The 24,047-nt window shown below is 71.4% G+C and carries 20 protein-coding genes, 2 pseudogenes and 1 riboswitch; of the genes and pseudogenes, 10 read left to right on the top strand and 12 right to left on the bottom strand.

Features of this window, described 5'->3' with window-relative positions:
- Positions 1-154 precede the first annotated feature (154 nt).
- Positions 155-1,096 (top strand): carbon-nitrogen hydrolase, encoded by a 942-nt coding sequence (locus tag ACZ4D5_RS12815; RefSeq protein WP_467772373.1) that lies wholly within the window; start codon positions 155-157, stop codon positions 1,094-1,096.
- A 239-nt stretch (positions 1,097-1,335) separates the two neighbouring features.
- On the opposite strand, the gene alaS is transcribed toward ACZ4D5_RS12815, so the two are convergent.
- Both alaS and tsaD read right to left on the bottom strand, forming a co-directional pair.
- Entirely contained in the window at positions 1,336-3,981 is a 2,646-nt protein-coding gene (gene alaS / locus ACZ4D5_RS12810; protein ID WP_467772372.1) for an alanine--tRNA ligase, read from the bottom strand.
- A gap of 55 nt (positions 3,982-4,036) precedes the next feature.
- Positions 4,037-5,098: a tRNA (adenosine(37)-N6)-threonylcarbamoyltransferase complex transferase subunit TsaD gene (gene tsaD / locus ACZ4D5_RS12805; RefSeq protein WP_467773013.1), complete on the bottom strand. Its 1,062-nt coding sequence runs from the start codon at positions 5,096-5,098 to the stop codon at positions 4,037-4,039.
- Between the two features lie 188 nt (positions 5,099-5,286).
- A riboswitch (cobalamin riboswitch) is annotated at positions 5,287-5,433 on the top strand.
- Between tsaD and nrdD the strand changes: the two genes are divergently transcribed.
- The 3 genes from nrdD (at position 5,412) to ACZ4D5_RS12790 (ending at position 6,763) form a co-directional block, all read left to right on the top strand.
- Positions 5,412-5,963: an anaerobic ribonucleoside-triphosphate reductase gene (nrdD, locus tag ACZ4D5_RS12800; protein ID WP_467773012.1), complete on the top strand. Its 552-nt coding sequence runs from the start codon at positions 5,412-5,414 to the stop codon at positions 5,961-5,963. It overlaps the preceding riboswitch by 22 nt.
- Complete coding sequence (locus tag ACZ4D5_RS12795; RefSeq protein WP_467773011.1) at positions 5,963-6,472, top strand: radical SAM protein; 510 nt, start codon at positions 5,963-5,965, stop codon at positions 6,470-6,472. The genes nrdD and ACZ4D5_RS12795 overlap by 1 nt, the downstream gene beginning before the upstream one ends.
- 105 nt (positions 6,473-6,577) lie before the next feature.
- Complete coding sequence (locus tag ACZ4D5_RS12790; protein ID WP_467772371.1) at positions 6,578-6,763, top strand: DUF1272 domain-containing protein; 186 nt, start codon at positions 6,578-6,580, stop codon at positions 6,761-6,763.
- Positions 6,764-6,789: 26 nt separating this feature from the next.
- Here ACZ4D5_RS12790 and ACZ4D5_RS12785 read toward each other — a convergent pair whose 3' ends face one another.
- The 3 genes from ACZ4D5_RS12785 to ACZ4D5_RS12775 form a co-directional block, all read right to left on the bottom strand.
- Positions 6,790-7,653 carry an endo alpha-1,4 polygalactosaminidase gene (locus tag ACZ4D5_RS12785; protein ID WP_467772370.1) on the bottom strand — a complete coding sequence of 288 codons (864 nt, stop codon included), beginning with the start codon at positions 7,651-7,653 and terminating at the stop codon, positions 6,790-6,792.
- 17 nt (positions 7,654-7,670) lie between these two features.
- On the bottom strand, positions 7,671-8,561 hold the full coding sequence (locus ACZ4D5_RS12780; protein ID WP_467772369.1) for an SGNH/GDSL hydrolase family protein: 891 nt from the start codon (positions 8,559-8,561) through the stop codon (positions 7,671-7,673).
- A gap of 84 nt (positions 8,562-8,645) precedes the next feature.
- Complete coding sequence (locus ACZ4D5_RS12775; protein WP_467772368.1) at positions 8,646-9,176, bottom strand: hypothetical protein; 531 nt, start codon at positions 9,174-9,176, stop codon at positions 8,646-8,648.
- Positions 9,177-9,368: 192 nt separating this feature from the next.
- Between ACZ4D5_RS12775 and ACZ4D5_RS12770 the strand changes: the two genes are divergently transcribed.
- Positions 9,369-10,514 (top strand): hypothetical protein, encoded by a 1,146-nt coding sequence (locus ACZ4D5_RS12770; RefSeq protein WP_467772367.1) that lies wholly within the window; start codon positions 9,369-9,371, stop codon positions 10,512-10,514.
- Positions 10,515-10,614: 100 nt separating this feature from the next.
- Positions 10,615-11,022, top strand: coding sequence for a hypothetical protein (locus tag ACZ4D5_RS12765; RefSeq protein WP_467772366.1), 408 nt, complete (start codon positions 10,615-10,617; stop codon positions 11,020-11,022).
- A gap of 23 nt (positions 11,023-11,045) precedes the next feature.
- Here the strand turns inward: ACZ4D5_RS12765 and ACZ4D5_RS12760 are convergent, their stop codons facing one another.
- The 4 genes from ACZ4D5_RS12760 to ACZ4D5_RS12745 all read right to left on the bottom strand — a co-directional run bounded on the left by ACZ4D5_RS12760 (position 11,046) and on the right by ACZ4D5_RS12745 (position 18,344).
- A complete protein-coding gene (locus tag ACZ4D5_RS12760; protein WP_467772365.1) occupies positions 11,046-11,960 on the bottom strand; it encodes a hypothetical protein in 915 nt (304 codons plus the stop codon).
- A gap of 1 nt (position 11,961) precedes the next feature.
- A complete protein-coding gene (locus ACZ4D5_RS12755; RefSeq protein WP_467772364.1) occupies positions 11,962-12,459 on the bottom strand; it encodes a hypothetical protein in 498 nt (165 codons plus the stop codon).
- Between the two features lie 77 nt (positions 12,460-12,536).
- The gene (locus ACZ4D5_RS12750; RefSeq protein ID WP_467772363.1) at positions 12,537-16,142 is read right to left on the bottom strand and encodes a CHAT domain-containing protein; all 3,606 of its coding nucleotides are present in this window, start codon (positions 16,140-16,142) and stop codon (positions 12,537-12,539) included.
- Positions 16,143-16,448: 306 nt separating this feature from the next.
- Positions 16,449-18,344 (bottom strand): ATP-binding cassette domain-containing protein, encoded by a 1,896-nt coding sequence (locus ACZ4D5_RS12745; RefSeq protein ID WP_467772362.1) that lies wholly within the window; start codon positions 18,342-18,344, stop codon positions 16,449-16,451.
- Between the two features lie 381 nt (positions 18,345-18,725).
- Here ACZ4D5_RS12745 and ACZ4D5_RS12740 point away from each other — a divergent pair, with 381 nt between their 5' ends.
- A complete protein-coding gene (locus ACZ4D5_RS12740) occupies positions 18,726-19,496 on the top strand; it encodes an SDR family oxidoreductase (protein WP_467772361.1) in 771 nt (256 codons plus the stop codon).
- 69 nt (positions 19,497-19,565) lie between these two features.
- Here ACZ4D5_RS12740 and ACZ4D5_RS12735 read toward each other — a convergent pair whose 3' ends face one another.
- Positions 19,566-20,465 carry a LysR family transcriptional regulator gene (locus tag ACZ4D5_RS12735; RefSeq protein ID WP_467772360.1) on the bottom strand — a complete coding sequence of 300 codons (900 nt, stop codon included), beginning with the start codon at positions 20,463-20,465 and terminating at the stop codon, positions 19,566-19,568.
- 145 nt (positions 20,466-20,610) lie between these two features.
- Positions 20,611-20,989, bottom strand: a pseudogene (locus tag ACZ4D5_RS12730) (cupin domain-containing protein); the annotation flags it as partial.
- Between the two features lie 2 nt (positions 20,990-20,991).
- Between ACZ4D5_RS12730 and ACZ4D5_RS12725 the strand changes: the two are divergent.
- Both ACZ4D5_RS12725 and ACZ4D5_RS12720 read left to right on the top strand, forming a co-directional pair.
- Positions 20,992-21,147: a hypothetical protein gene (locus ACZ4D5_RS12725; RefSeq protein WP_467772359.1), complete on the top strand. Its 156-nt coding sequence runs from the start codon at positions 20,992-20,994 to the stop codon at positions 21,145-21,147.
- 132 nt (positions 21,148-21,279) lie between these two features.
- Entirely contained in the window at positions 21,280-22,119 is an 840-nt protein-coding gene (locus ACZ4D5_RS12720; protein WP_467772358.1) for a polysaccharide deacetylase family protein, read from the top strand.
- Between the two features lie 19 nt (positions 22,120-22,138).
- On the opposite strand, the pseudogene ACZ4D5_RS12715 reads toward ACZ4D5_RS12720, so the two are convergent.
- Positions 22,139-22,273, bottom strand: a pseudogene (locus tag ACZ4D5_RS12715) (RNA polymerase subunit sigma-24); the annotation flags it as partial.
- Between the two features lie 515 nt (positions 22,274-22,788).
- Here ACZ4D5_RS12715 and ACZ4D5_RS12710 point away from each other — a divergent pair.
- The gene (locus tag ACZ4D5_RS12710; protein WP_467772357.1) at positions 22,789-24,027 is read left to right on the top strand and encodes a cytochrome P450 family protein; all 1,239 of its coding nucleotides are present in this window, start codon (positions 22,789-22,791) and stop codon (positions 24,025-24,027) included.
- The last annotated feature ends 20 nt before the right edge of the window (positions 24,028-24,047 follow it).

Here is a 24,047-nt window from a genome sequence, read left to right as displayed (position 1 = left end):
TGTGGGTTTTTATTTTTTTTTATTTTTTGTGTTCGCGGTGCCGCATGGCTGCTTCGCGGCCCACTCTTCTTACTTGGGTGGTGCCGTAACACGCCCCCACGACGGCGCGGCCCGGTGCCGTGCCGCCCCCTCCCCGTACCCGTCTGGAATCGCCATGCGTCTGATCACCGCGTACAACCCGCCCGCGTCCCCGACCCGGACCCGCCCCGCCGAACGGGCCCCGCTGCGCGTCGCCGCCGTGCAGCAGCGCTGGCACCGCGACCCCGCCGAGCACCGCGCGGGCCTGCTCGAAGGGATCCGGCTCGCGGCGGCCGAGGGCGCGCGGGTGGTGTGCCTGCAGGAGTTGACGCTGTCCCCGTACTTCGCGGTCGTCCGCAAGGCCGACCACCCGGCGCCCGCCGAGCCCGAGGACCTGACGACGGGGCCGACCTTCACCTTCGCCGCGGAGGCCGCCCGCGAGCACGGCGTGTACGTCCATGCCTCGCTGTACGAGAAGGCCGCGGCGCCCGGCGGCGAGGACGACGGCCTCGGCTACAACACGGCGATCCTCGTCGCCCCCGACGGCACCCTCGCCCAGCGGACCCGCAAGACCCACATCCCGGTCTCCGAGGGCTACTACGAGGACCACTGGTTCCGTCAGGGCCCGGCCGAGGACGCCTTCCCGCTGGTGAAGGTCGACGAGGCGAACTTCGGCCTGCCGACCTGCTGGGACCAGTGGTTCCCGGAGCTGGCCCGCGCGTACTCCCTGGCCGGTGCCGACGTCCTCGTCTACCCGACCGCCATCGGCTCCGAGCCCGGCCACCCCGGCTTCGACACCCAGCCGATCTGGCAGAAGGTCATCACCGGCAACGCCATCGCCAACGCCACCTTCATGATCGTGCCGAACCGCATCGGCGCCGAGAACGGCCTGACCTTCTACGGCAGCTCGTTCATCGTCGACCCCTACGGCCGCGTCCTCGCCCAGGCCCCGCGCGACGAGCCCGCGGTCCTGGTGGCCGACCTGGACCTCGACGCCCGCCGCGACTGGCTGGAGCTGTTCCCGTTCCTGGCCACCCGCCGCCCCGACGCGTACGCGCCGCTCACGGCGACGGACTGAGGCCCGGAGCCGGTTCGAGAGGGGAGATCCGAGAGGGGAGATCCGAGAGGGGAGATCCGAGAGGGGAGCACGTGGCGGAGGCCACGAGCTCCCCTCCGACGGCTTCGGGGCCGGCGGACGAGGCGATGCGGAGATCTCTTCGACGGCCTCGACGCCCGCCGCGTGCCGCCGCGTGCCGACGCGGGTCAGGACGGGCCGGTCCGCACGGGCGGCGACGGCCGCCGTCCGCCGTCCCGGGCTCAGCGCCCGGCGACGAAGCCCGGCAGGTCCGTCAGGATCGTCTTCAGGTCCGCGGGGGCGACGCCGCCGCCCTGGGCGATCTCCGGGGAGCCGCCGCCCCGGCCCGCGAGGAGCTGCTCGACCATGGCGCCCGCGGCGAGGCCCGCCGCGCGGGCCGGGGCGTTGACGGTCAGGACGAGGCCGCCCGCGGTGTTGGCGACGGCCACCACGCCGGGGCGTTCGTGCGGGAGGCGGTCGCGGACCGCCAGTGCCAGGGCGCGGGCCTCGGCGGCCGTGCCGTCCACGGTCTCGGTGACCACCAGCGTGCCGCCCGCCTCGACGGCGCGGCCCGCCAGGTCGCCCGCGCGGGCCGCCGTGGCGCGGTCCTTGAGGCGGGCGTTCTCCCGGTCGGCGGCCTTGAGCCGGTCGAGCAGGCCCGCGATCCTCTCGGGCAGCTCGGCGCGCGGCGCGCCCAGCTGCTCGGCGATCCGGGACACCAGGTCCCGCTCACGGGCCAGATAGCCGAAGCCCTCGATGCCGACAGCCGCCTCCAGACGGCGCATCCCCGCGCCGACCGAGGACTCGGCGGTCAGGGCGACCGTGCCGATCTGCGCGGCGCGCTCGACGTGGGTGCCGCCGCACAGCTCGCGCGACCAGGCCCCGCCGATCTCGACGACCCGCACCTTCTCGCCGTACGTCTCGTCGAAGAGGGCGAGCGCGCCGATCTCCTTGGCCTCGGGCAGCGTCATCCAGCGCACGCCGACCGGCAGGTCACGGCGCAGCGCGCGGTTGGCGGCCTCCTCGACGTCGCCCCGGACGGCCGCGGAGAGGGCGCCGCGCCAGGGGAAGTCCAGGCGGAGGTAGCCCGGCCGGTTGTAGGAGCCGGACTGCAGGGCGGTGGGGCCGAGCACCTCGCGCAGGGCGGCGTGCAGGACGTGGGTGCCGGAGTGGGCCTGCCGGGCACCGAGCCGCCACTCGGGGTCGACGGCGGCGACCACGGGGTCCCCGACGGCGAGTGCACCGGCGGTCACCCGCACCCGGTGCACCACGAGACCGGGCAGCGGCCGCTGGACGTCGATGACCTCGGCCTCCCCGGACGCCCCGGAGATCCGGCCCGCGTCGCTGTCCTGGCCGCCCGACTCGGCGTAGAAGGGGGAGCGGTCCAGGACCACGGTGGCGAGCTCGCCCTCGCGCGCCACCGGAACCGTGCCCTCGGCCCCGAGCACGGCGAGGACCGACGACTCGGTCGTCAGCGTCTCCCAGGCCCGCCAGTCGGTCGGGCCGTGCGCGTCCAGGACGGCCCGCAGCGCCGACGTGTCCGTCGCGCCACCGGACTTGCGGGCGCGCGCGTCGGCGCGGGCCCGCTCCCGCTGCTCGTTCATCAGCGCGGTGAAGCCCTCGCGGTCGACCTCGACGCCCTGCTCGGCGGCCATCTCCAGGGTGAGGTCGATGGGGAAGCCGTAGGTGTCGTGGAGCAGGAACGCCTGCGCGCCGGGCAGCGAACGGCCGCCGTCCTCCTTGACCTTGGCGACCGCCGTGTCCAGCACGGTGGTGCCCTGCTTGAGGGTGGCGCGGAAGGCGTCCTCCTCGCCGTACGCCTGGTCGGCGATGCGGGCGAAGCCGTCGGTCACCTCGGGGTAGCCGGGCGCCATGCAGTCACGCGCCACGGTCAACAACTCGGGCAGCGCGGGATCGTGGAAGCCGAGCTGACGCATGGCCCGCACCGAGCGCCGCAGGATGCGCCGCAGGACGTAGCCGCGCCCCTCGTTGCCCGGGGCGGTGCCGTCGGCGAGCAGCATGAGGGCGGTGCGCACGTGGTCGGCGACCACGCGGAGCCGCACGTCGGACTGCGGATCGGCGCCGTAGCGGACGCCGGCGATCTCGGCCGCGCGGTCGAGGACGGGGCGCGTCTCGTCGATCTCGTAGAGGTTGTCCTTGCCCTGCAGGAGCGTCGCCATCCGCTCCAGGCCCATGCCGGTGTCGATGTTGCGGCGGGGCAGCTCGCCCAGGATCGGATAGCCGGACTTGCCGGGCCCCTCGCCGCGCTCGTACTGCATGAAGACGAGGTTCCAGAACTCCATGTACCGGTCCTCGTCGACCGCGGGCCCGCCCTCGCGGCCGAGCGCGGGGCCGCGGTCGTAGTACAGCTCCGAGCACGGCCCGCAGGGCCCCGGCACCCCCATGGACCAGAAGTTGTCCTCGTCGCCCCGCGCCACGATCCGCTCGTCGGGCAGCCCTGCCACCTCGCGCCAGATCGCGCGGGCGTCGGCGTCGGAGTGGTGGACGGTCACCCAGATCCGCTCCGGATCGAGCCCGTAACCGCTCTCGTTCCGCGCCGCGGTGGACAGCTCCCAGGCGTAGGCGATCGCCTCCTCCTTGAAGTAGTCGCCGAGGGAGAAGTTGCCGTTCATCTGGAAGAACGAGCCGTGCCGCGTGGTCTTGCCGACCTCTTCGATGTCCAGGGTGCGGATGCACTTCTGCACGCTGGTGGCGCGCGGCCACGGCGCCTGCTGCTCCCCGGTGAGGTACGGCTTGAACGGCACCATGCCCGCGTTGACGAACAGCAGGGTCGGGTCCGGGGTGGGCAGTGGAGCGCTGGGCACGACCGTGTGGCCGCGCGCGGCGAAGAAGTCGAGGAAGCGGCTGCGGATGTCGGCGGTACGCAAGGTGGGTCTGCTCCGTGGGTCGGTGCGTCAGAGGGTCGTTCTCACCGGGCGATGCTCAGACGGGGAGAGGGGCGGCGGGACGGGCCAGTGGGGTCAGCGAGGCGTACTCCAGTGGCGCCGACGGGTCGATGGACACGTTCAGCGGCGCGGGCTCGGCACCGGCGCGCACGAGCTGGTCGCCGACGGCCGCGATCATCGCGCCGTTGTCGGTGCACAACGTCATGGGCGGCACGCGCAGTTCGAGCCCGGCCGCGGCGCACCGCTCCTCCGCCAGGGCCCGCACCCGCGAGTTCGCCGCCACGCCGCCCACCACGATCAGCGTCCGCACGTCGTACGCGCGGCAGGCCGCGAGGGCCTTGCGGGTCAGCACGTCCGCGACGGCCTCCTGGAGCGCGGCGGCGCCGTCGGCGACCGACGGCTCCGCGCCGCGCAGGCGGTGCTGCTCCACCCAGCGCGCCGCGGCCGTCTTGAGCCCGGAGAAGGAGAAGGCGTACGGATCGTCGCCGGGCCGGGTGAGCGGGCGGGGGAAGGCCACGGCCTTCGGGTCGCCGTCCCGTGCCGCGCGGTCGATCGCGGGGCCGCCCGGGTAGGGCAGGCCGAGGATCCTTGCGACCTTGTCGAAGCACTCGCCGGCGGCGTCGTCCAGGGTGTCGCCCAGGTGCAGGATCGGCTCGCGCACCAGGTCCCGCACGAGGAGCAGCGAGGTGTGGCCGCCCGAGACGATCAGCACCACGCACGGCTCGGGCAGCGGGCCGTGTTCGAGGGTGTCCGCGGCGACGTGCCCGGCCAGGTGGTGCACCCCGTACAGCGGGACGTCGGCGGCGTAGGCGAGGGTCTTGGCGCCGGCCAGGCCCACCTGCAGCGCGCCCGAGAGGCCGGGCCCCGTGGTGACGGCGACCGCGTCGATCTGGGCGAGGCGCAGGCCCGCCTGGTCCAGGGCCTCGCGCACGACGGGGTTGAAGGAGTGCAGATGGGCGCGGGCCGCGATCTCCGGCACGACCCCGCCGAACCGCGCGTGCTCGTCCATGCTCGACGCCACCACGTGCGCGATCAGCTCGCCGTCGCGCACGATCCCCGCGCCGGTCTCGTCGCAGGACGACTCGATTCCCAGGACCACAGGTCCGCCCACTGCACATCTCCTTCTGCGTTATTGCTGCAACTGCAATATATGTGCAATAAGGCTCGGGTCGGAGGCCGCGTATCTGCGGCAAGGGGTCGGCGGGAGTCCGCCGGTCCCAAAGCCCCGCCCTTGAGGCCGAACGTCACCCACCATGTCGTGCCCGGCATGTCGGCCATTCCGCCAGATGTAGTGTTTCGCCAGTCGGTTCGGCGGACGTCATCGGACGGCCGCCGAGGCAACAGGGAACCCGGTGCGAACCCGGGGCTGCCCCGCAACGGTGAGCGGCCGCACAGCGGCCCGAGCCCGACACCTGCCGACAGCCTCCCGCACGGATGGTGGAGTCCAGGACCGGACCGGCCACCTCTGCAACCTGGAGGCGACCCCGGCCGAGGGCACCACCTACCGGTTCGCCAGGGAGGACAGGCGCCGCTTCCCCGCGATCCTCCAGGCCGGCACGGACGAGCACCCCTACTGCACCAACTCCACACAGCTGCCCGTCGGTTGGACCGGCGACCCGTTCCAGGCGCTGGAGGCGCAGGACGAACTGCAGACCAAGTACACCGGCGGCACCGTCCTGCACCTCCACATGTCCGAGCGGATCTCCGACGCCCGGGCCTGCCGCGCCCTCGTGCGGCGCTCGCTGGAACGCTTCTCGCTGCCCTGCCTGGCCGTGACCCCGACCTTCTCGATCTGTCCCGGCCACGGCTACCTCGCGGGCGAGCAGGCCAACTGCCCGAGCTGCGGCGGCACATGCGAGGTCTGGACGCGGGTCATGGGCTACCACCGGCCCGTGACGTCCTTCAACGTCGGCAAGAAGGGCGAGCACGCCGAACGCGTGCACTTCCGGGAAGCGGCGGCGTGATGCGCGTCGGCGGCTGGGCGCGCCTTTCCAGCTGCGACTGGCCGGGGATGCTGACCACCACCGTGTTCTGCCAGGGCTGCCCGTGGCGCTGCGGCTACTGCCACAACCCCGGGCTGTTGGACGGCGTGGTGTTCTCCGGCTGCGAACCGCTGCTGCAGGCCGGACTCGCGCGGGCCATGCGCGAGGTGCGCGCGCTCGGGTTCGGTGTCGGGCTGCACACGGGCGGCGCCTTCCCGCGCCGCTTCGCCGCGCTCCTGGAAGCCGGACTGCTCGACTGGGTGGACTGCGACGTCGAGGCGGCCCCGGACGCGTACGACCGTGTCACCGGCGCCCGCAACAGCGCGCCGCCCGCGCTGCGCAGCCTGCGGCTCCTGCGGGACTCCGGAGTGGCGCACCAGCTGCGGACGACCGTGGACCCCGAACTCCTGGACGGCGCCGACGTCATGGAGCTGCGGGGGTGGCTGGCGGGGGAGGGACTGGACGGGCACGTGTGGCAGGAGGCGCGGTGAGGTGGCCCGATCGTAAAGATCTCTGGCTCTCCCGGACGCTTTCCGGCAGGCGGCGGACACGGAGGATGGAGGTCTGGATCCGAGAGGGCTTGGAGAGGACGATCAATGGCTCTGGAGATGCGCGACCGCTGCGAGCGGTGCGAGGAAGCGGCCCTGCCGCACGACGCGCCCGCCCGCATCTGTTCCTACGAGTGCACCTTCTGCGTGCCGTGTGCCGACGCCATGCGGGACGTCTGCCCCAACTGCGGGGGCGAGCTGGTCACCCGCCCCCGCCGCGCGGTGGCCGCCTGAGGCCGTGCCACTGCCGTCGGCCGGTGTCAGCAGTGCCGGTACACGTATCCGTCCTCGTCGGCGGGGCGCACGTCACGGTCGCGCAGGGTGATGGACAGGCCCTTGCCCCAGGTGCGGCAGGCGGCGTCGAAGTCCTTCTTCTCGTACTCGACGTCGAAGACCTTCCCGTCGTACGCGGACCTGAAGTCGGAGCACTCCTTGTAGGCGGCGCACTCCTCGGTCACGGCGAAGTCGAAGCCGATCCGGTCGTGCCGACCGAGGAGGTCGGTGGTGTTCTTCTGGGCGATGGCCAGGCCCCGGTCGTGGGCGCGGCGCGCCAGGAGCTCGGCGAAGGCCGCCGCGTCGTCGGGGGTGAGGCGGCCGTCGGAGCGCTCGTAGGAGTCGAGGTTGTCGGGCTCGACCGCGTCGAAGCCGGACTCGGCACAGCCGTCGATCCACTTGCCGACGATCGCGGCGAGCCGCGTGCGCTTCTCGGCGGTGGAGATGTCCAGCAGGGGCTCCTGCCAGTCCTCGTCGACGACCGGCTCCCCCTCGTCGTCGCGGAGGATCAGCTCGGGGTGCTCGCGCTCCCACCAGCGCGCGGCGTCCTTGCCGGGCTGGGCCTGGAAGGCGTTGACGTAGCAGATGTTGTAGAGGCCCCGGACGGGTTCGGCGGTGCGGTCGCGCGAGACGGCGCGCACCTTCGACGGGGGCGGGTAGGGGCCGCCGAGCTGGTAGTCGAAGGAGGCGTCGACGGGCGGCTGCCGGATCCGTTCGGCTTCGCCGCCCTCCTCGCCCTCGCCGCCTGACGAGCAGGCGGCGAGGGCGAGGAGCAGCGCGACGGCGACTTTGGCGCGCACGACGCCGTTCGTCCGCGAGGGGCGGTCTTTCCTGGTCTTGATCCCGATCACCTGACCAGGGTCGCAGGTCAGGGAAGGTTCAGAACCTTCTGCGTCTGCTCGGCCATGCCCGCCTCACCGGCGGCGTTGGGATGCACGGGAACGAAGTTCGTGCCGAACAGGACCGGCTCGATCCACCGCTGGTCGGCCGGGCGGCACGCGTCGTGCGCGTCGGACGCGGCGGCCATGTCGACGAACGTCGCGCCGGTCTCCCCTGCGGCCCGCTGCGCCGCGCCGTTCAAGTGCGCCTGCAGATCGCGCAGATAAGGGATGTCCCCCTCCGCGACGGGCAGCTTGGCGAAGCAGCCCGGTACGGCCTTCGCGGGAGTGATCCACGGGTAGCCGAGGATCGCGACCTTCGCCTTCGGGGATCTGGCCTTGATCTGGTTGAGGGCGGTCCTGATCGCCGGGTACGTCTTCGACTCGACCTGGTCCTTGAAGGTGTTGCCGTAGATGTTCTTGCACGGGCTGCCCTTGCCGCCCGTGACGATGCCGGCGCTGCCGCAGGCGAGGATGGCGCCGATGAAGGTGTTGTTGTCGTTGCCGCCGATGGTGAGCGTCACCAGCTCCGTGTCGCTCTTGAGGGCGTCGAACTGCGGGGCCACGCCCGGGTACTGGGACGTGGTGAAGTCCTTGGTCTGGGCGCCGCCGCAGGTGACGTCCGTGAGCTTCGCGCCGAGCGAGGCGGCGAGGAGGCGCGGGTAGTTCTTCGACGTACGGGCGCACAGCAAGGGCGCCTGGGGATCCAGGGGGAGCACGCCGGACCCCGCGCTGTAGCTGTCGCCGAGGGCGACGTAGCGCAGCGGCTCCGTGGCGTCGGCGGTGTCGGCGGCGGCCGGTCCCGCGCCGAGGCCGAGGGCGGCGATTGCGGTGACGGCGGCAAGGGCCGCCGCGGTGCGATGCTGTGCGGGCATCCGCATGAGCGTTCTCCTCCGGGCAGGGTCCGATCGGGCGGGTCTTCACAGTCGGAGCCTGGGCACCGTAGTTGAGGATTCGACGGCTCACTACGTGTGGGGATGCGTATCCCTGGAGGGGTTCTTGGCACCTGTGTGACAAGGGAGGTCGGCGAGGACCACCACCTGGTCGCTCGCGGGGGCGAATCCGAGGACGGGGCGGGTGCCGTCACCGCCCTCGGCATCCATCAGCACCGGCTTGCCCAGGCGTCGGCCGATCGCCGAGAGGAAGCCGCAGAAGACGTCGAGTCGCTGCTGGCCCTGGATCTCCCGCAGGTCGACGTCGAAGTCGATCTCCTCGGCCGCGCGGAACCGGAAGATCGCCAGTACGTCGGCGGACGGCCGGACCCGGAGCTGCGGGCACTCGGCGTCGTCCGGCAGGGACAGCACCGACTCCGCCCGAGGCAGCGCGAGCACCGTGTCTCCTTCGGAGTACTGGTACTCCCAGCCGTTGACCTCGACGAGATCGAGGACCGCCTGCCAGTCGTCCACCGAGGTCCCCGGGACGCACACGTCCGGGAGCGTCCCGATCAGGTCGGCAGAGAAGAGGCACTTGACGTCGTCCCACAGCAAATGAGCCACGCGGCCATCCTGCCCCGCCCCGCTCCCACGGCGCGGGCGCGGGTCCGCGCCGGGGCCGTGATCATGTCCGTCGCGTCCCGAGACGTGCGTATTGCGTGCAGGGCGTGGGGAAACAGATGGGCGGGGTACCGCTGTGATCGACAGGTTCACGGACCATACTGGTCGGGCCCCGACCACCGACAGAACGACTCCATGGCCAAGAACAGCACCTCCACGATCACCGTCCCCGACACCGTGTGGCTCGGGCGCGGGCGCCACCTCGGGCCCGAGCCCGAGCAGGACGTCCGACGCAACCTGATCGCCCTCAAGGCGGCGGGGGTGTTGGACGAGTTCCTGGACCTCGACCCCGTCGAGGCGGCACGGTCCACCGTCCTGCACCCGCGCGACGAGTCCGCCGACCCCGGTCCGACGGCCCGCCGCGTCCTCGAGGCCCGCTGGCGCGTGGCCGACGACGTCACGGTGCGCGCCCAGCTCACCACGTACGACCCCGAGACCCGCCGCAAGGAAGGCGACGGCGTCACCTGGGTCCTCGTCGCCGAGGCGGAGCGGGCGTGGGACGCGCACTGGCCCTCGCCCGCCACCATGTTCTGGCCCGACAGCGACCGCGTCCCCTGGGACCACGACACCGTGCCCGGCGTGCGCCTGCGGACGACGAACCACCTGCCGAAGGACGACGACGAGCTGCGCCAGCGGCTGCGGGACTGCACCCGGCAGAGCTGGTACATCCATGTCGTGGTGCACGAGGCGATGACGCCGGACGCGAAGGGGCAGCAGCCCCTCTCGGCGTTCCTGCCGCCGAGCCTGCGGCACCGGGTGGTCGAGCACCGGGGCACGCCGGACCAGGCGCAGATCGCCGACTTCGCGATGAAGCGGGTGCTCGGCGTGCGGATGCCGCGCGGCGGAGCCGTCGTCCTGCCGACGGATCCGCAGACGCAGGGGTACGACGCGGACCGTTTCGCGGTGCGCAGCGTCTTCCTGGACGGCTCGGAACCCACCGAACTCCTGGACAGGATCAAGGAGTTCGCCGCACTGCCGCGCCCCCTGCCGGCCGACGCCGAACCGGCCCTGACGCGGCTGCGCCAGGGCTGGCACCTGCTCACCCCGGACGAGGAACTGGCCCACGCCCAGGACATGGTCACCAAGTACGCCGAGGCGCTCGACGCCATGACGAAGTCCCGTGACCTGTACCAGGAGGCAGCCGAGGCGGCCCAGGCGGCGCTGGCCGAGGTGACGGGCGGCGACGGCGTACTGACGGCACCGGGGACGGCCAAGCCGGAAGGCTCCCCGCTGAGCGCATTGACCAAGGCGTTCGGCCGCTTCAGGGATCCGAAGAAGTGAGCTCCGGCCTGTGACCTGCTGACTTTCGGGCGAAACGTGGTCGTGGGGCAGACCGGGCATGGGGCAGAATCACCAGGTTCACTCATGTACCAGGAGATTCATGCACAAGCGTCTGCCCCTGCTCGCCGCCTGTCTCGCGTTCGCCGCCTTCGGCGCCTCGGCATGCGGCTCGTCCGGTGACCGCGGGGCGAGTGCCTCGACGACGCCTTCCGCGTCCGCCTCGGCGGCCCCGTCCCAGAGCCCGTCGGCGGCCGCCGACGAAGCGCGCGGGCTGACGAAGCTGTCGGCCGCGTTCTACCTCAGGACGATCAGGAAGCACTACCCCGATCTGGACCGCATCAGCGACGACGTGCTCGTCGCCCATGGCGACGCACTCTGCGTCGCCCGCGGGCAGGACCTCGTCGACCAGGCCATCGAGACCAAGAAGGAACTCGGCCTGACCGGGAAGCAGGCGTCGCGGATCCTCGGCACGGCGCACGGCGCTTGCGGCAGGGACGCGTTGGGCTGAGGTCCCGCGGAGTGCCGCGGCGCTCACTGCCCGCGCGCCTCCGGGCCAGGAACACCTTCTCGCCGGCACGGCACGGGCTCGGACGGATGGGTGTACCGCAGCGGATCCGCGGGTGGTTCGCCGCGGTAGAGCCACTGGGTGAGTTGCTCCCATTGCCGCCGTTCCGCCACCAGGTCGTCCGGCGGCGCGATCCGCATCGCCGTGAGGACATCATGGCGGTAGAGGTCGAAGGTGGTGCGGACGCACTCCGCGTACTGTCCGGCCTGCGCCAGCGCGGCGCGGTACGTCACGACGGCGACCAGCGTGGCGGACGTGCCGAGGACCGCGGCCGCGGTCCAGCGGCCGGAGGCGGCGAGGAAGGCGGTGCCGGTGCCGCCGCTGACGGCGAGGGACAGCGTGAGGCTCGTCAGCGAGGTCAACGGCAGGAGCGCCTCGTCCAGTTGGTCCCGGAACGCCTGGGGCAGGACGGGAGTGAACCTCGGCCACCAGATCACCGCGTCGATCCGGTAGCGCTGATAGGAGTGCTCCTCGGCGGCGGTGAGCAGGTTTCCCAGGCGGGTGGGGCGGATCAGCCGGCTGTTGCGCGGGTAGGCGCGCAGCGATGCGCCTTCGGAGAGCCGGTCGCGGCGACGCGTCTGCCGCGACCGGCCCCATTCCTTGATCCTGGAGGGCAGCGGATAGCCCTCGAACAAGCGGACCACCGGGGCCACATGGAGGAGGAACGCGATCAGCGTGACCCCCGCGACCGCGGCGATGCCCAGCCAGGTCTGGGCGACGGCCCCCAGCCCGGTCCATTCCTCGACGGTCGTTCGCCGGCCACGGGCCAGCGCGTAGGCACCGCAGAGCAGCAGCGCCCCGCAGAGGGAAGGGAACCAACTCCCCAGCAGGAACCGGCGATCCAGCAGGCTCCCGAAGCGGTTGACGAAGGCGCCGAGCACATCACTCCTGATCGTCGGCAGGAGGGAGGAAAGCGGTCATCAGCCTGCCGTCGAGCGGACAGCGGGCCCGCAGGTCGGTGGTCCACACCTCGATGCGTGACGGCGGGAAGACATGCTCACCGGGCTCCGCCGGGCAGCGGTAGGTCAGCCCGCTGGCCGGCGCGACCGGATCGCCCGGCAGACCGCCCCGGTCGGCCGCGGCTCCCGCGAAACGTTCGAGGGGCGGCGGCACCAGCTCCGCCCGGGCCAGCAGACCTCCGGCCTCGGACACCAGCCAGCGCATCTCGGAGTGGGCGAGCAGGACGTGGAAGGCCTGTTCCAGAGTGAGGTGCGCGGGTACCAGGAGCGCGGACTCGGCCGCCTCGGCGAGGGGCGTTCCCTCTTTGAGGGCGGCCAGCCGTTCGTACCGTACGACCCCTGTGATGACGCCCCGTGCCGGGTCACCGAGGACGGCCGGCCGACCGGGGGAGAGAACACCGAGGGCTTCGTTCGGGCTCATGCCGTCCGTGAGTACTGGGGCGGCCTTGCCGCATGCGTCGGTCACCGTGCGGGGAGAGGGCACACGGCCATCATGGGTCAGTCGGCGGTGAGCACGAAAGGGGCCCAGTAGAGGGAATGGTCGAACGGCCTGACGGCCGCCCACAGCGGGGCCGGCGGTGTCTCGTCGCCCAGCTCGGCTGCGACGTCGGCGAGGGTCAGTTCGCGCAGCCACCGCTGGGCCTGCCCCAGTGCGGTCGCCGACGGGTGACGGTCCACCAGGAGGTGGTGGTAGAACCGGCCGACGTACAGTGCGGTCGCCAGGTCGTCCACGCGCCACAGGGTGCCGAGCACGGCCTGGGCACCGGCGATGAGGAACCCCGTCGCCAGCGAGAAGGGTTCGTCCTTGAACGGGACTCCGGCGGGAACGGCGCTCTGGCAGGAGGTGAGCGTCACCAGGGCCACGCCGTCCAGCAGCCGGGTGTCGAGGAGGTCGCGCACCATCATCGGCCCGTCGGACAGTTCGATGCCGGAGTCGAGGGCGTACAGGTGATGAATCCGGCCGTGACAGGCGAAGTCCACATGGGTGGCGTCGGCGATGGCGGTGCGTACGGCGTCGCCGGTCGCGGCGTGCTCGGGGAGTTCGACCAGGGCGGCGCCACCGGCGTGGGCCGCCTTGGCCACCTCGGCCCGCTGGGTCGCGGCATGGGGGAGGGGCTTGGGGTTGGGCAAGGGGTTGGTGACGGTGACCATGCGGTCGCGGCCCGTTCGATGTGAGCGGGCCCGCAGGGAACGGAGTACGGCCGCGGAGGGCAGGTAGGAGGTGGCGAACTCTTCACTGAGGGGTGTCTGTTGCGCCTCGTCGACCGCGCAGGCATGCAGGGGAAAGGTGTTGAGGATCCCGCAGGCGACGAGATGGACCCGCGCGATGTCCGCGTCTCTCAGCTCCTCGGCCAGCGGCCCGCACACCAACTCACCGATGACGGGGAACGCCTTGTCGAGCGCTCGGCGGAGCAGTGGCACGAACTCCGGCGCGAATTGGTTCGGGAGCCAGGCACCGACGCCGTAGATCTCGGCCAATCCGCCGGAGCACCAACGCATCCGGACCGTTCCATCGGGAAGGACGAGCAGAATCAGCGGACGGTCCGTCCCGTTGGCGCCGTCGTCGTCGCACATGACGTACGCGATGGCGGCTCGGTCGTCCAGCAGAGCGGCGATCTCCGCGAGCGTCAGCGGCTCGACCGCCAGGTCCAGGCCGGTGCGGTCCTGGATGCGGGCCAGGACGTCCTTGTACCGGGCCCATGCCGCGCGTGCCTCTTCCCGGTCGGCGAGCCACTTCTCGGCGTCACGGATGACGGCAATGGGTTCGGTCCCGAGGGAGGAGCCGGTCAGGGAGGTGCGATCGGCGCGCCCCGCGGCCTGGAACCGTGCGGTCGCGTCCGTGTACTCCTGGTGCAGGCCGGGGTCGTGCGTCGCCAGCAGAGCGAGGTGCGTGGCCGCGTACTCCGGGAAGCCGTTCAGCCTGCCCGCCTCGGTGCTTTCGACCGCGAGCGTCAGCAGCCGCTGTCGTTCGCCCTCGTCCACCGTCCGCTCTGCCGCCCGGGCGAAGCACAGGCCGGCCTCCTCGGCCACGTTCTCGCGGAACCAGCCGCGCACCATCTCCTGGTCGGTGGGCAGCCGCGCGGCGCGCAACGCGTAGCGGCGGGCGGTGACCACGGCGCGGTAGGCGTGGCCCGCCCGCTCCTGATCGCCCTGGCTCAGATGGGCGTGGGCCAGCCACTCACTGGCGATGCCGAACTCACGTGGCGACACCTCCATGGGGGTGAGTCTGCGGGAGGTGAGAGCGGCCCGGAAAGAACGGGGGTCGGCCGGGCCGTAGGCGCGGGCCAGCCGCAGTTGGACACGGGCGAAGTCGTCGGCGCGGCCCAGCTCTTTGCAGGCGTCCCTGGCCTCCTCGAGCGGCGCGATCGCGGCCTCCCGGTGCCCATAGGTCAGATGCGCCTCACCGATGATCGCTTTCACGCGGGCGGTGCCCTCGGGGGATGTGGCGCTCTCCAGCGCTTCGTCGAGACGGCCGAGGACCTCCGCATAGCGTGCCTGCCTGGCCTCGTCCCCGACCTTCGAGCCGGATTCCCGGTCGATGACCCACGCGGCGAGCGAGGATTGGACGTGCGACCACAGCTCCGGCTCGTCCTCCCTGGTGATCTCCGTGAGCGCACTCTCCAGAGCCTGTGTCGCCAGCTCCTCGAAGCCACCGAACGGGTGCTGGGCCCAGGCGATTCCGAGCGTGACGAGGGCACGGGCCAGCTGTGGTCCCGATCCCAGGACGGGGAGTGCGGCCATCAGAAGCTGAACGGCCTGTTCGTGGCCGTCGGCCTGCGTGGGGCTCCCGTGGGCGAGCAGTGTCGAGGCAAGGGCCATCGCTTCGTCCGCCCAGGCCTGCGGGTCGTCGTCGACGGACACCAGGGCGAGGGCCGACCTCTGGTGCTCGACGGCGGCCTCCTGGGCGCCGGGGTCGGTGGTGCCCAGACGCAGGAGGACCTCGGCGAGGTGGTGGTGCACGTTGCGACGGTCGTCCACATCGGCGGTGTCCAGCGCCGCTTCCAGGGCCGTCCTGCTCGCCTCGAGGTCGGTCGGGGTTCCGGCCAGTTGGAAACGTGCGAAATACGCCCGGCCCAGGCCGTGTTGGCTGTGTGCGTGCTCCGGCCGATCCGGCGGGAAGACCCCCAACGCCGCGGTGAAGTGGCCGATGGCGCGGTCCAGGTCGGCGGCGCGCTCCGCCGGCCTGAGCCGGAGCAGACGGCACCAGCCGAGCCCGTCCTCGGTCATCGCCCAGCGCATCTCGTCCTGTTCACGGCTCCGCAGCCCTGCCACTTCCTCGAGGGCGGCCAAGCCTTGCTCGAAGTCGTCGGCACTGCCGCCCCGCAGCCCGCGGCTCACGTACGCGCCGCCTAGACCGTAGGTCGAGATGGCCCAGCGCTTCGGGCTCGACTCGCGCCCGAAGACGGACAGCGAGGCCCGATAGCCCGCGATCGCCTCGTCGTACCGACGCAGTCCCACGAAGCAGTTCGCGCGGCTCGTCATGACGAGCCCCCACAGCTCCGGGTCGTCTTCTCTGCGCCAGCCGTCCAGGGCCGCCTCACAGATCTCCAGCGACCTTACGGCGTTGTTCTCGCCGAGCATGACGACATGCGCGAGCGCCTGTTGGTACTGGGCCCTGGACGGCACATCGCCGTGCGCCGAAGCCAGTTCGACTGCCGCCTCCAGCAGTTCCCTGGACTGCCGGAGGTTCTCGTCCCGGTCCCCGAGCTGCCGTCGCATGAGCAGGATGCCCAGAGTGCCGAGGGCCGACGCCGCGGCCGGGTCCTCGCGGTCGCCGACGAGGTCGGCGAGGCGGGCCGCCGCCAAGAGCTGGTACTCGGACGGCAGCGCGGCGCCGGCACCCACGTGCGCGGACGTCTGCCACCGGGCGACGGCCGCGTCCACACCGGTGGCCCGGCATTCCGTGAGGAACTCGACGAGTGTTTCCAGCACCCACGCGTCTTCCTCGTGCACATGGGACCGGATCGCCTCCAATTGCTCGGGGAACTCACTCCCGAAGAGTTCGGGGTGACTGCCCAGGAGCATGTGCCATGCGCTCCAGTCGGCCTGGTCGGCCATGTTCACCAGCACCGACGCATGCGGTGAGCTCGTCAGCATCTCCATGAGCGACGTATCGGCGCCAACGATGGTCTGCCCCCGTAACGCCCGTAACACCTGGCTCACTTGCTCCAGAGCAACCACCAGGCGGACGTCTCCCTGAGCTGCCGCCGTCTGTCCCACCCCGGTGACCAACCGCTCGAATTCCGGGGCCATTGTTTCGGGGAAGTTTTCGACGACAGTCACGATCTGTTCGACAGATCCCGCATTCAAAAGCTTGACCAAGAGCCACTCTTGATGGCTGAGCATTGGTCCACGATAGGGCGCGGGCCGGCACGGGGGCCAGGTCACCGACAGGCGCCGAGCGGCAACTCACCGGTCCTTGGACAAGGCCACGAGTTCCGCGAACAGACCACCGGCGTTCTCCAGGTCCTCGTACGTTCCCTGCTCGATGACTCGGCCCCGGTCCATGACGAGGATGCGGTCGGCGAGTCGCGTGTTCTCCAGTTGGTGGGTGACGACGATCGTCATGCGGGCGGCGGCGATGCGCTTGATCTCCAGGAAGATCTGGTGTTCTCCGCGCGGGTCCATCTGGGAGGTCGGCTCGTCCAGGATCAGCAAGGGGGTGCGGCGGTACAGGGCCCTTGCGCAGACGAGTCGTTGCCACTGGCCTCCGGACAGCTCGGCGCCGCCGAAGAGCTCACGGGCCAGCAGCGTGTCGAGCTGCTTGGGCAGCTTCTCGATCGCCTCCCGCATCCCCACCGCGTCGACGGCCTGCCACACCAGGTCGTCGTCGAAGGTCTTGGGCTGGCCCAGGGTGACGTTCTCGCGGGCCCGCAGCGGCCAGCAGGCGAAGTTCTGCGGGACGAGCGCGGTCCGTGACCACACCGAGTCGGGGGCGGCGTCGGCCAGGTCGACGCCGTCCCAGCACACACGCCCCTTGTCGGCGAGCAGGATCCCGGTGATCAGCTTGGCGAGGGTGGACTTCCCGGACCCGTTCTCACCGACGACGGCCAGGATCTCACCGCGGCGCAGGGTGAGCGAGACGCCGTCGACGGCGGGCTCGCTCTTGCCGGGGTACTTGTACACGACCTCGTCGAGGCGGATCTCCTCCACCTGGTCGGGCAGGGTCAAATCGCCGCGTTTGGGGGCGCGTTCGGTGGCCATGTCCAGGAAGGACCGCATGTCGGCGAGGTACAGCGACGTGTGGAACAGCGCGGCGCCGTAGACGACGAACTGCGACAGCGCGGCCAGGGTCGTCTGCACGGCGACCACCGCGGTGGCCGCCACCGGAAGCGCGACACGGCCGGTCGTCGCCAGCCACGCGAGGGTGGCCCACGTGCCGAGCAGGAAGACCCCGCCGAGGGCGCTGGTCGCCAGGACGATGCGCAGCATGCGGGGCGCGGCGGTCAGGGTGCGCTCGTCGATGCGCTCGGACAGGGCCCGGTACCAGTAGATGACGTAGCCGGTCATGCCGTTGGCGCGGACCTCGTCCCCGTGCCGGGGGAAGGTCGCCCACCACCGCATCATGCCGCGTACGTTGCGGTCGCCGACGTTGGCGTAGTGGGTCTCGTAGTCGACGCGGGCGGTCAGGACGGCACCCAGGCCGGCCGGGAGCACGGCGAGCAGGAGCAGGGGCAGCATCATCCAGTGCAGCAACGTGATCACACCGCCCGCCGCGATCATGCGGACCAGGGACGCCATGAACCGCTGGGCGTCCTGGACCATCAGCCGCGTGCGCGTGACGCCGACCTCGGCCGCCTCCTGCCGGTCGGAGAACCCGTCCTCCCCGTACGTGGCGGCCTCGACCCGGCACACCGCGGAGACGAGGGCGACGTCCGCCTCCGTCATCAGGAGCGGCGTGATCCTTCCGTCGGCGTAGGAGGACAGGGCGCCGCTGACGCGGCCCGCGCTCGCGGCCGCCGCGACGACGACGAGTGCGGGCAGCGCGGCGTGCAGGCGTTCGGACACCTGCCCGCTGCCCAGGATGTGGGTCATGGCCTTCGCGGTGAACGCGAGGAGCAGGGCGGCCGACGCGCCGGTGAGCACCTGACAGGCGAGCAGGAGCACCACGGCGGTGCGGTCCACGCCCCAGGCCATGCGCGCGGTCTGCCGCAGCACCGAGGGGAGCCGCCCGCACATCTTCTTGAAACTGGCCTCCGCCAGCGGGTTCTTGGCGTACTTCCCCTCGAAGGAGAGGTGGGCGGGGGGAGGCGGGGGTGGCATCTCCCCGTTCGTGGTCGCGGCGTCGGCAGCAGTCACCTGCATCCCTCCCAGAGATCGATGCCGCACCTGGACGGCCCGGCAGTGCATGGCATAACGACGCGACCAAGGAATCGAACGCGCGCGAATTCGGACGTGCCACGCCCCTTGAACCGCAAGGGCTCGCACGCGCGACCGCCGGACCGGGGCACGTCGTGGGGCGACGGCGGTTGGCCGAAACGCCGGTTCTGAGACGCGTGTGGCGTGTGGGGTTCCGACGCCCGGACATTCCGTCGCCGCTGCCCCATAGGGATTCCCTATGGCGGCTGCTGATATTTCGTCTTTGCCGCGCGTTCTTTCCCGTACGTACGGTGAAACCGCTCAACGGGTGCTTCTCCGCAGAGCAGTTGACCATTACGTATACGCATTTTTGAGAGGACCGGTGGCATGACGACGATCGAGAACGGAGCGAGTGCGGGGGAACTGAAGGGAAAGCGGGCCCTGGTGACGGGTGGTACGCGCGGCATCGGCGCGGCCGTCGTGCGCCAACTCCTCGCCGCGGGCGCCGAGGTGCTCACCACGGCCAGGTCGGCGGCGGGCACGACGCCCGAGGGGGCCGGTTTCGTGGCGGCCGACGTGCGCACCCGAGTCGGCGCGGAAGCCCTCGCCTCGGCCGTGCGGGAGCGCCTCGGCGGGGTGGACATCCTGGTCCACAACGCGGGCGGGGCGGATCCGTTCCAGGGCGCGTTGGCCATTCCCGACGAGGAGTGGCGAAACGCCCTGGACCTGAACTTCCTCGCCTCGGTGCGGCTGGACGCCTTGCTGGCGCCGGGGATGCGGGAGCGGGGTGCGGGGGCGATCGTGCACGTCTCCTCGGCCGCGGTGCCCACCGTGGCGCCGCCGTTCCTGCACTACGTGGCGGCGAAGGCGGCGCTGGAGGCCTACAGCCGGGGCATGGCCGCGGAGTTGGCCCCGTTCGGCGTCCGGGTCAACACCGTCCTGCCGGGCCGGACCGCGACGCCAGGCGGCGAGCGGACGCGGGAGCGGTGGGCGCGCATGGACCAGGGGCCGGGCCAGGACACCACCACGCCTCCTCTGGGGCGTGACGGCCGGCCCGACGACATCGCCCACGCGGTGCTGTTCCTCCTGTCCGACCGGGCGAGCTGGCTGACCGGGAGCAGCCTCGTCGTGGACGGCGGTGAATTCCCCAGGGGCTGATGCCGACGGAATTCCCAAAAGCGATTCCTGACGAAGAGAATCAATCCGCACCCGCCTCCTTCTCGGCCGTCAGGGCGCTGCCGAGAAGGAGGCGGACGTGTACCAGCCCTCTTGGCGCAGGAATTCGAGCAGCGCCGTCTCCGCCGGGCCCGCGCCGGGCCGGACCGCGGCGACGACGGGCTGGGACACGGCAGGGAACACCGGGCGCGCGAGGTGTTCATGACCGTGGGGCACCGCGGAGGCGGGGACGAGCGTCGCCCCGAGGCCGTGCGCGGCCCAGCGCACGGCCGTCGCCGTCTGGGTCACGCGGGCGACGGTGGTCGGGGTCAGGCCGTTGTCCCGCAGGACGTCCTGGAGTACGTCGTCGAGCGCGCTGCCGTGGTCGAACCGGACCCACGCCTCCTGTTCCAGTGTGCTCAACTCGACCCGGTCCACGGAGAGTTGGCGGTGCCCGGGTTCAAGGACCACGACGAACTCCTCGTCGCCGAGGTGGTGTCCGTCGTAGACGGCCTCCCCGCACGGCCCGGCCATCAGGGCGAAGTCCAGCACGCCCCGGCGCGCAAGCCGCTCCAGCTCGGCGCGGTTCGGCTCCTCGAAGACGGTCACCTCAAGGCGCGGGAAGCGGCGGTGCAGCGCGCCCAGGGCGCCCGGCAGCTGCCGTGTGCCGAGGCCCATCTGCGCCGCGACCACCAACTCGCCCACCAGCTCGTCGGCGCCGGCCCGCGCCGTCGCTCTCGCCCGCCGCGCCGCGCGCACCGCGGTCTCGGCGTCCCGCAGGAACGCGCGGCCGACCGAGGTGGGCACCAGTCCGGTCGGCGTGCGGGCGAAGAGCTCCACGCCGAGCTCCCGCTCCAGGCCGCGGATCTGCTGGGACACCGACGGCTGGGCGACGTGCAGCCGCTGCGCCGCCGCCGTCACCGAGCCCTCCTCGGCAACGGCCAAGGCGTACTCGAACTGTCGAAGGCTCATGGGTTCCCCTCCCTTCACTGCCGTGGACCGCGGTCCACCCCGACGTCGTCCGTCGTCGCTGTAGGGGTAAGAGGCTCTGCCCTCCCGTTATTTCATGGAGTTCGCTCATGTCTTCGCTGAGGTTGCGTCGTTCCGTGCGCCTCGGTCAGGCGAAGTCGGTGGCGGGCTCGGTGGCGCAGCGGCTCATCGTGCGGATGTTGGCCTGCGGGGTCGGCGTCCCGCCGTCGGCCGTGCTGCCGTACAGGTCACGGAAGTACTGCAGATACAGGTCCGGCGTGAAGATGCTGAGCATGACGGCCGGTTGGCCGGTCGCGTTGGCGAAGGCGTGCGGGGCGCCGGGCGGGACCCTCGCGAACGTGCCCGCGGGCGTGTCGTGCTCGGTGTCGCCGACGGTGAACCGCACCGTGCCGGAGAGGATGTAGAAGCCCTCGTCGTGCCGGGGCATGCCGGTGCTGCGGCGGGCCCGGGGTGTGCGGCGCGAGGACGGACTCGGTGACCCCGAGGCGGTGACCGCCGCTGGTTCCGCTTGACGCCCCTGGGCCACGAGCCGCTGCCCGAGCTCACCGTGGTGCCACTGATCGACATGCCGCCGAGCCGCGTGGTGGTGGCGTGGAACGACGGCGACAGAAGCCCTTTGGTCCGCTCCTTCATCCGGGACGCGGTGCTCGCCTACCGGCACTGAGGAACCGCTCCGTCGTTCCGGCGCGAGCCCGCACCGGTCATGCGTGGGACCGGAGGGAACACGCGCGCTCGAAGGGGGTGTTGGCGAGAACACCACGATCAAACAGCCCCGGCACTCGACTGAGGAGTCTTCATGCCGCTCGACCTGCCCGAAGGCAAGCGTCTCGCCGTCAACATCGGCGTCGACTTCGACGCGCAGTGCGCGCCCGACGGCGACACCTCCAAGCTCAGCCCCGCCTTTTTGTCGCGCGGGGAATTCGACGTCGAGGTGGGCACACCGCGCCTGCTGTCGCTGTTCGAGAAGTACGAGATCCCGACGACCTGGTGCACACCCGGGCACACGTTGATCACGTTCCCGGACCGCATCCGGTCGGTGCTCGACCACGGGCACGAGATCGCCGCGCACGGCGCGTACCACGAGTCGGTGCCCTCGCTCTCGGAGCAGGAGGAACGGCGCCTGATGGAGCTGCAGCTCAGCCAGCACGAGAAGATCGTCGGCCGGCGCCCCCGCGGGTACCGCTCACCGGCCTGGGACTTCTCCGACTCCACGCTCGGCATCCTCGAGGAGTTCGGCTTCGCCTGGGACAGTTCGTTGATGGGCCGCGACTTCATCCCCTACCGGCCGCGCCCCGTCGTGGTCCACCGCGAGGAGCCGAACGAGTTCGGTCCGCCCGGCCCGGTGCTCGAACTGCCCGTCTCCTGGCACATGGACGACGTCCCCGCACTCGACCACGTCCCCGGGGCGCTCGCCGGACTCATGTCGACCGAGGGGGTCTTCGCGCGGTGGCGGGACACCTTCGACTACGCCTACGAGAACGAGCCCGGCGGCGTCGTGATCCTCACCGTGCACGGCCTCGTGAGCGGACGGGCACACGCGATCATGATGCTGGAGCGGTTCATCCGCCATGCGTCGCAGCACGACGATGTGTGGTTCGCGACGCTGAGCGAGATCCACGACCGCTGGAGCGACTGAGCCGGAGCGGCTGAGCCGGAGCGACTGAGCCCGAGCGACTGCGCGGTCCGTCCGCCTCGCCCACGGCCCCCGCGCGGTTGAGCCGCACGACCGGGCTGTCGGTGAGGCGGGCGAGCTCGTCGTACCACTCGACGATCTGCACCCAGTCGGTCGAGGGTTCTGGACATCGCCGCCCAAGAACTCTTCCGCTCGCACGGAACGACGTCCCCGGCGCGGGTCGCGGCCTTGATCCAGCACACACAACGGACCCAACAAGACGAACGCGTACCAATGGAAAGAGATTCGAAAACAATGGGTCTCGATCTTGGTTGACACCCGAGGAGGCAAGCCGTTTAACTGATGTCGCCATTAGTTGAACCCACTGATCCGGCGGGGGAAGCATTCGCATATGGATTCTCGGCTCGGCTGTCACTTGCGACGAGGTCCCGTCACCGGGACCCGATATTCGTGAGCGTCGCGACGGCTCACCCACGGCCTGTCCAGCGACCTTCTCCCGCGGCCCGGCGCCGGTCTGTTCAGCCGGGCGTCAGCGCCCTTTCATTTTGACGCGGCCCGCCCGTCATTGACGCGTACGTCAGCCGCTTTGCCCCCCCGCCGCAGATATGCATGCGCGGGTTCAACGTGTCTCCGAGTGTCTCCGATTGCACTGTGAAAATAAGGGACTGTTCCATGACCAAAACCTATGAGCCCAATCTTCTTGATCCCGCCATCATGGCCGATATCCGAGGGGAGTTCGGGCGGCTGAGGGACGAGTCGTCGCTGTGGCGCGGATGGGCCATGGACGGCACACCCGCCTGGTACGTGACGGGCGCGGCGGAGGTGCGCACGGTGCTGAGCGACGCGCGGTTCGCCACCCGCAAGGCGCCGGAGCCCGGCACCGAGGACCCGCTGATCAAGAACCTCACCGCGCTGGGCATCTCCGAGGACTTAATGGTCTACGTCACCGGGATGCTGATCAACTTCTCGGGGGCCGAGCACGCCCGACTCCGCAAGCTCGTCTCGTACGCCTTCACCGCCCGCCGGGTCGCGAGCCTCCGGCCGCGGATCGAGGAGATCGCCGAGAAGCTGCTCGACGACATCGACGCCGCGTCGGCCGGTGACGAACCCGTCGACCTGATCGAGTCGTTCGCCTACCCGGTGCCGATCGCCGTGATCTGTGAGCTCGTCGGCGTGCCCGAGAGCGACCGTCCGGCGTGGCGCGAGTGGGGCGACGCGCTGGTGTCGATGACGCCCGACCGTACGCCGGGCGCCCTGCGGTCGATGGTCGAGCAGGTCAAGGACCTGGTGAAGCGCCGACGCGCCACCCCCGCGGACGACCTGATCACCGCGCTGCTCAAGGCCCAGGCCGAGGACGGCGACCGGCTCTCGGACGACGAGCTCGTCACGCTCGTCATCAACATCGTCTTCGCCGGTCACGAGACCACGGCCCATCAGCTCGGCAACTCGATCGCCGCGCTCCTCACCCACCCCGACCAGCTGGAGCTCCTGCGCCGCGAGCCGGACCGCTGGCCCGACGCCGTCCACGAACTCGTGCGCCTGTGGACGCCGTTCCCCATCAGCCCGCTGCGGTACGCCCTCGAGGACGTCGAGCTCGGCGGCTTCACCATCGCCGCGGGCGAGGCGGTCCAGCCCGTGCTGATCTCCGCGAACACCGACCCGAAGCAGCACACCGACCCCGACCGCTTCGACATCGCCCGCCGTGACGGCGAACGAGCCGGCGGCAACATGGGCTTCGGCCACGGCATCCACTACTGCGTGGGCGCCCCGCTGGCGCGCATGGAGACAGAGATAGCCCTGTCGGCGCTGTTCCGCCGGTTCCCCGACCTCCGTCTGGACACCGATCCCCACTGGGCCCCGCACCCGCTGATGGTGCGCCTCGGGCAGCTGCTCGTCCACCCGCGCCCCTGACGTTCCCCTCGAACTCAGCC

Source organism: Streptomyces sp. NPDC025651, from assembly GCF_055558735.1.
Note: the sequence above shows the minus strand (reverse complement) of the source record. Positions and strands in the feature narration are given on the sequence as shown.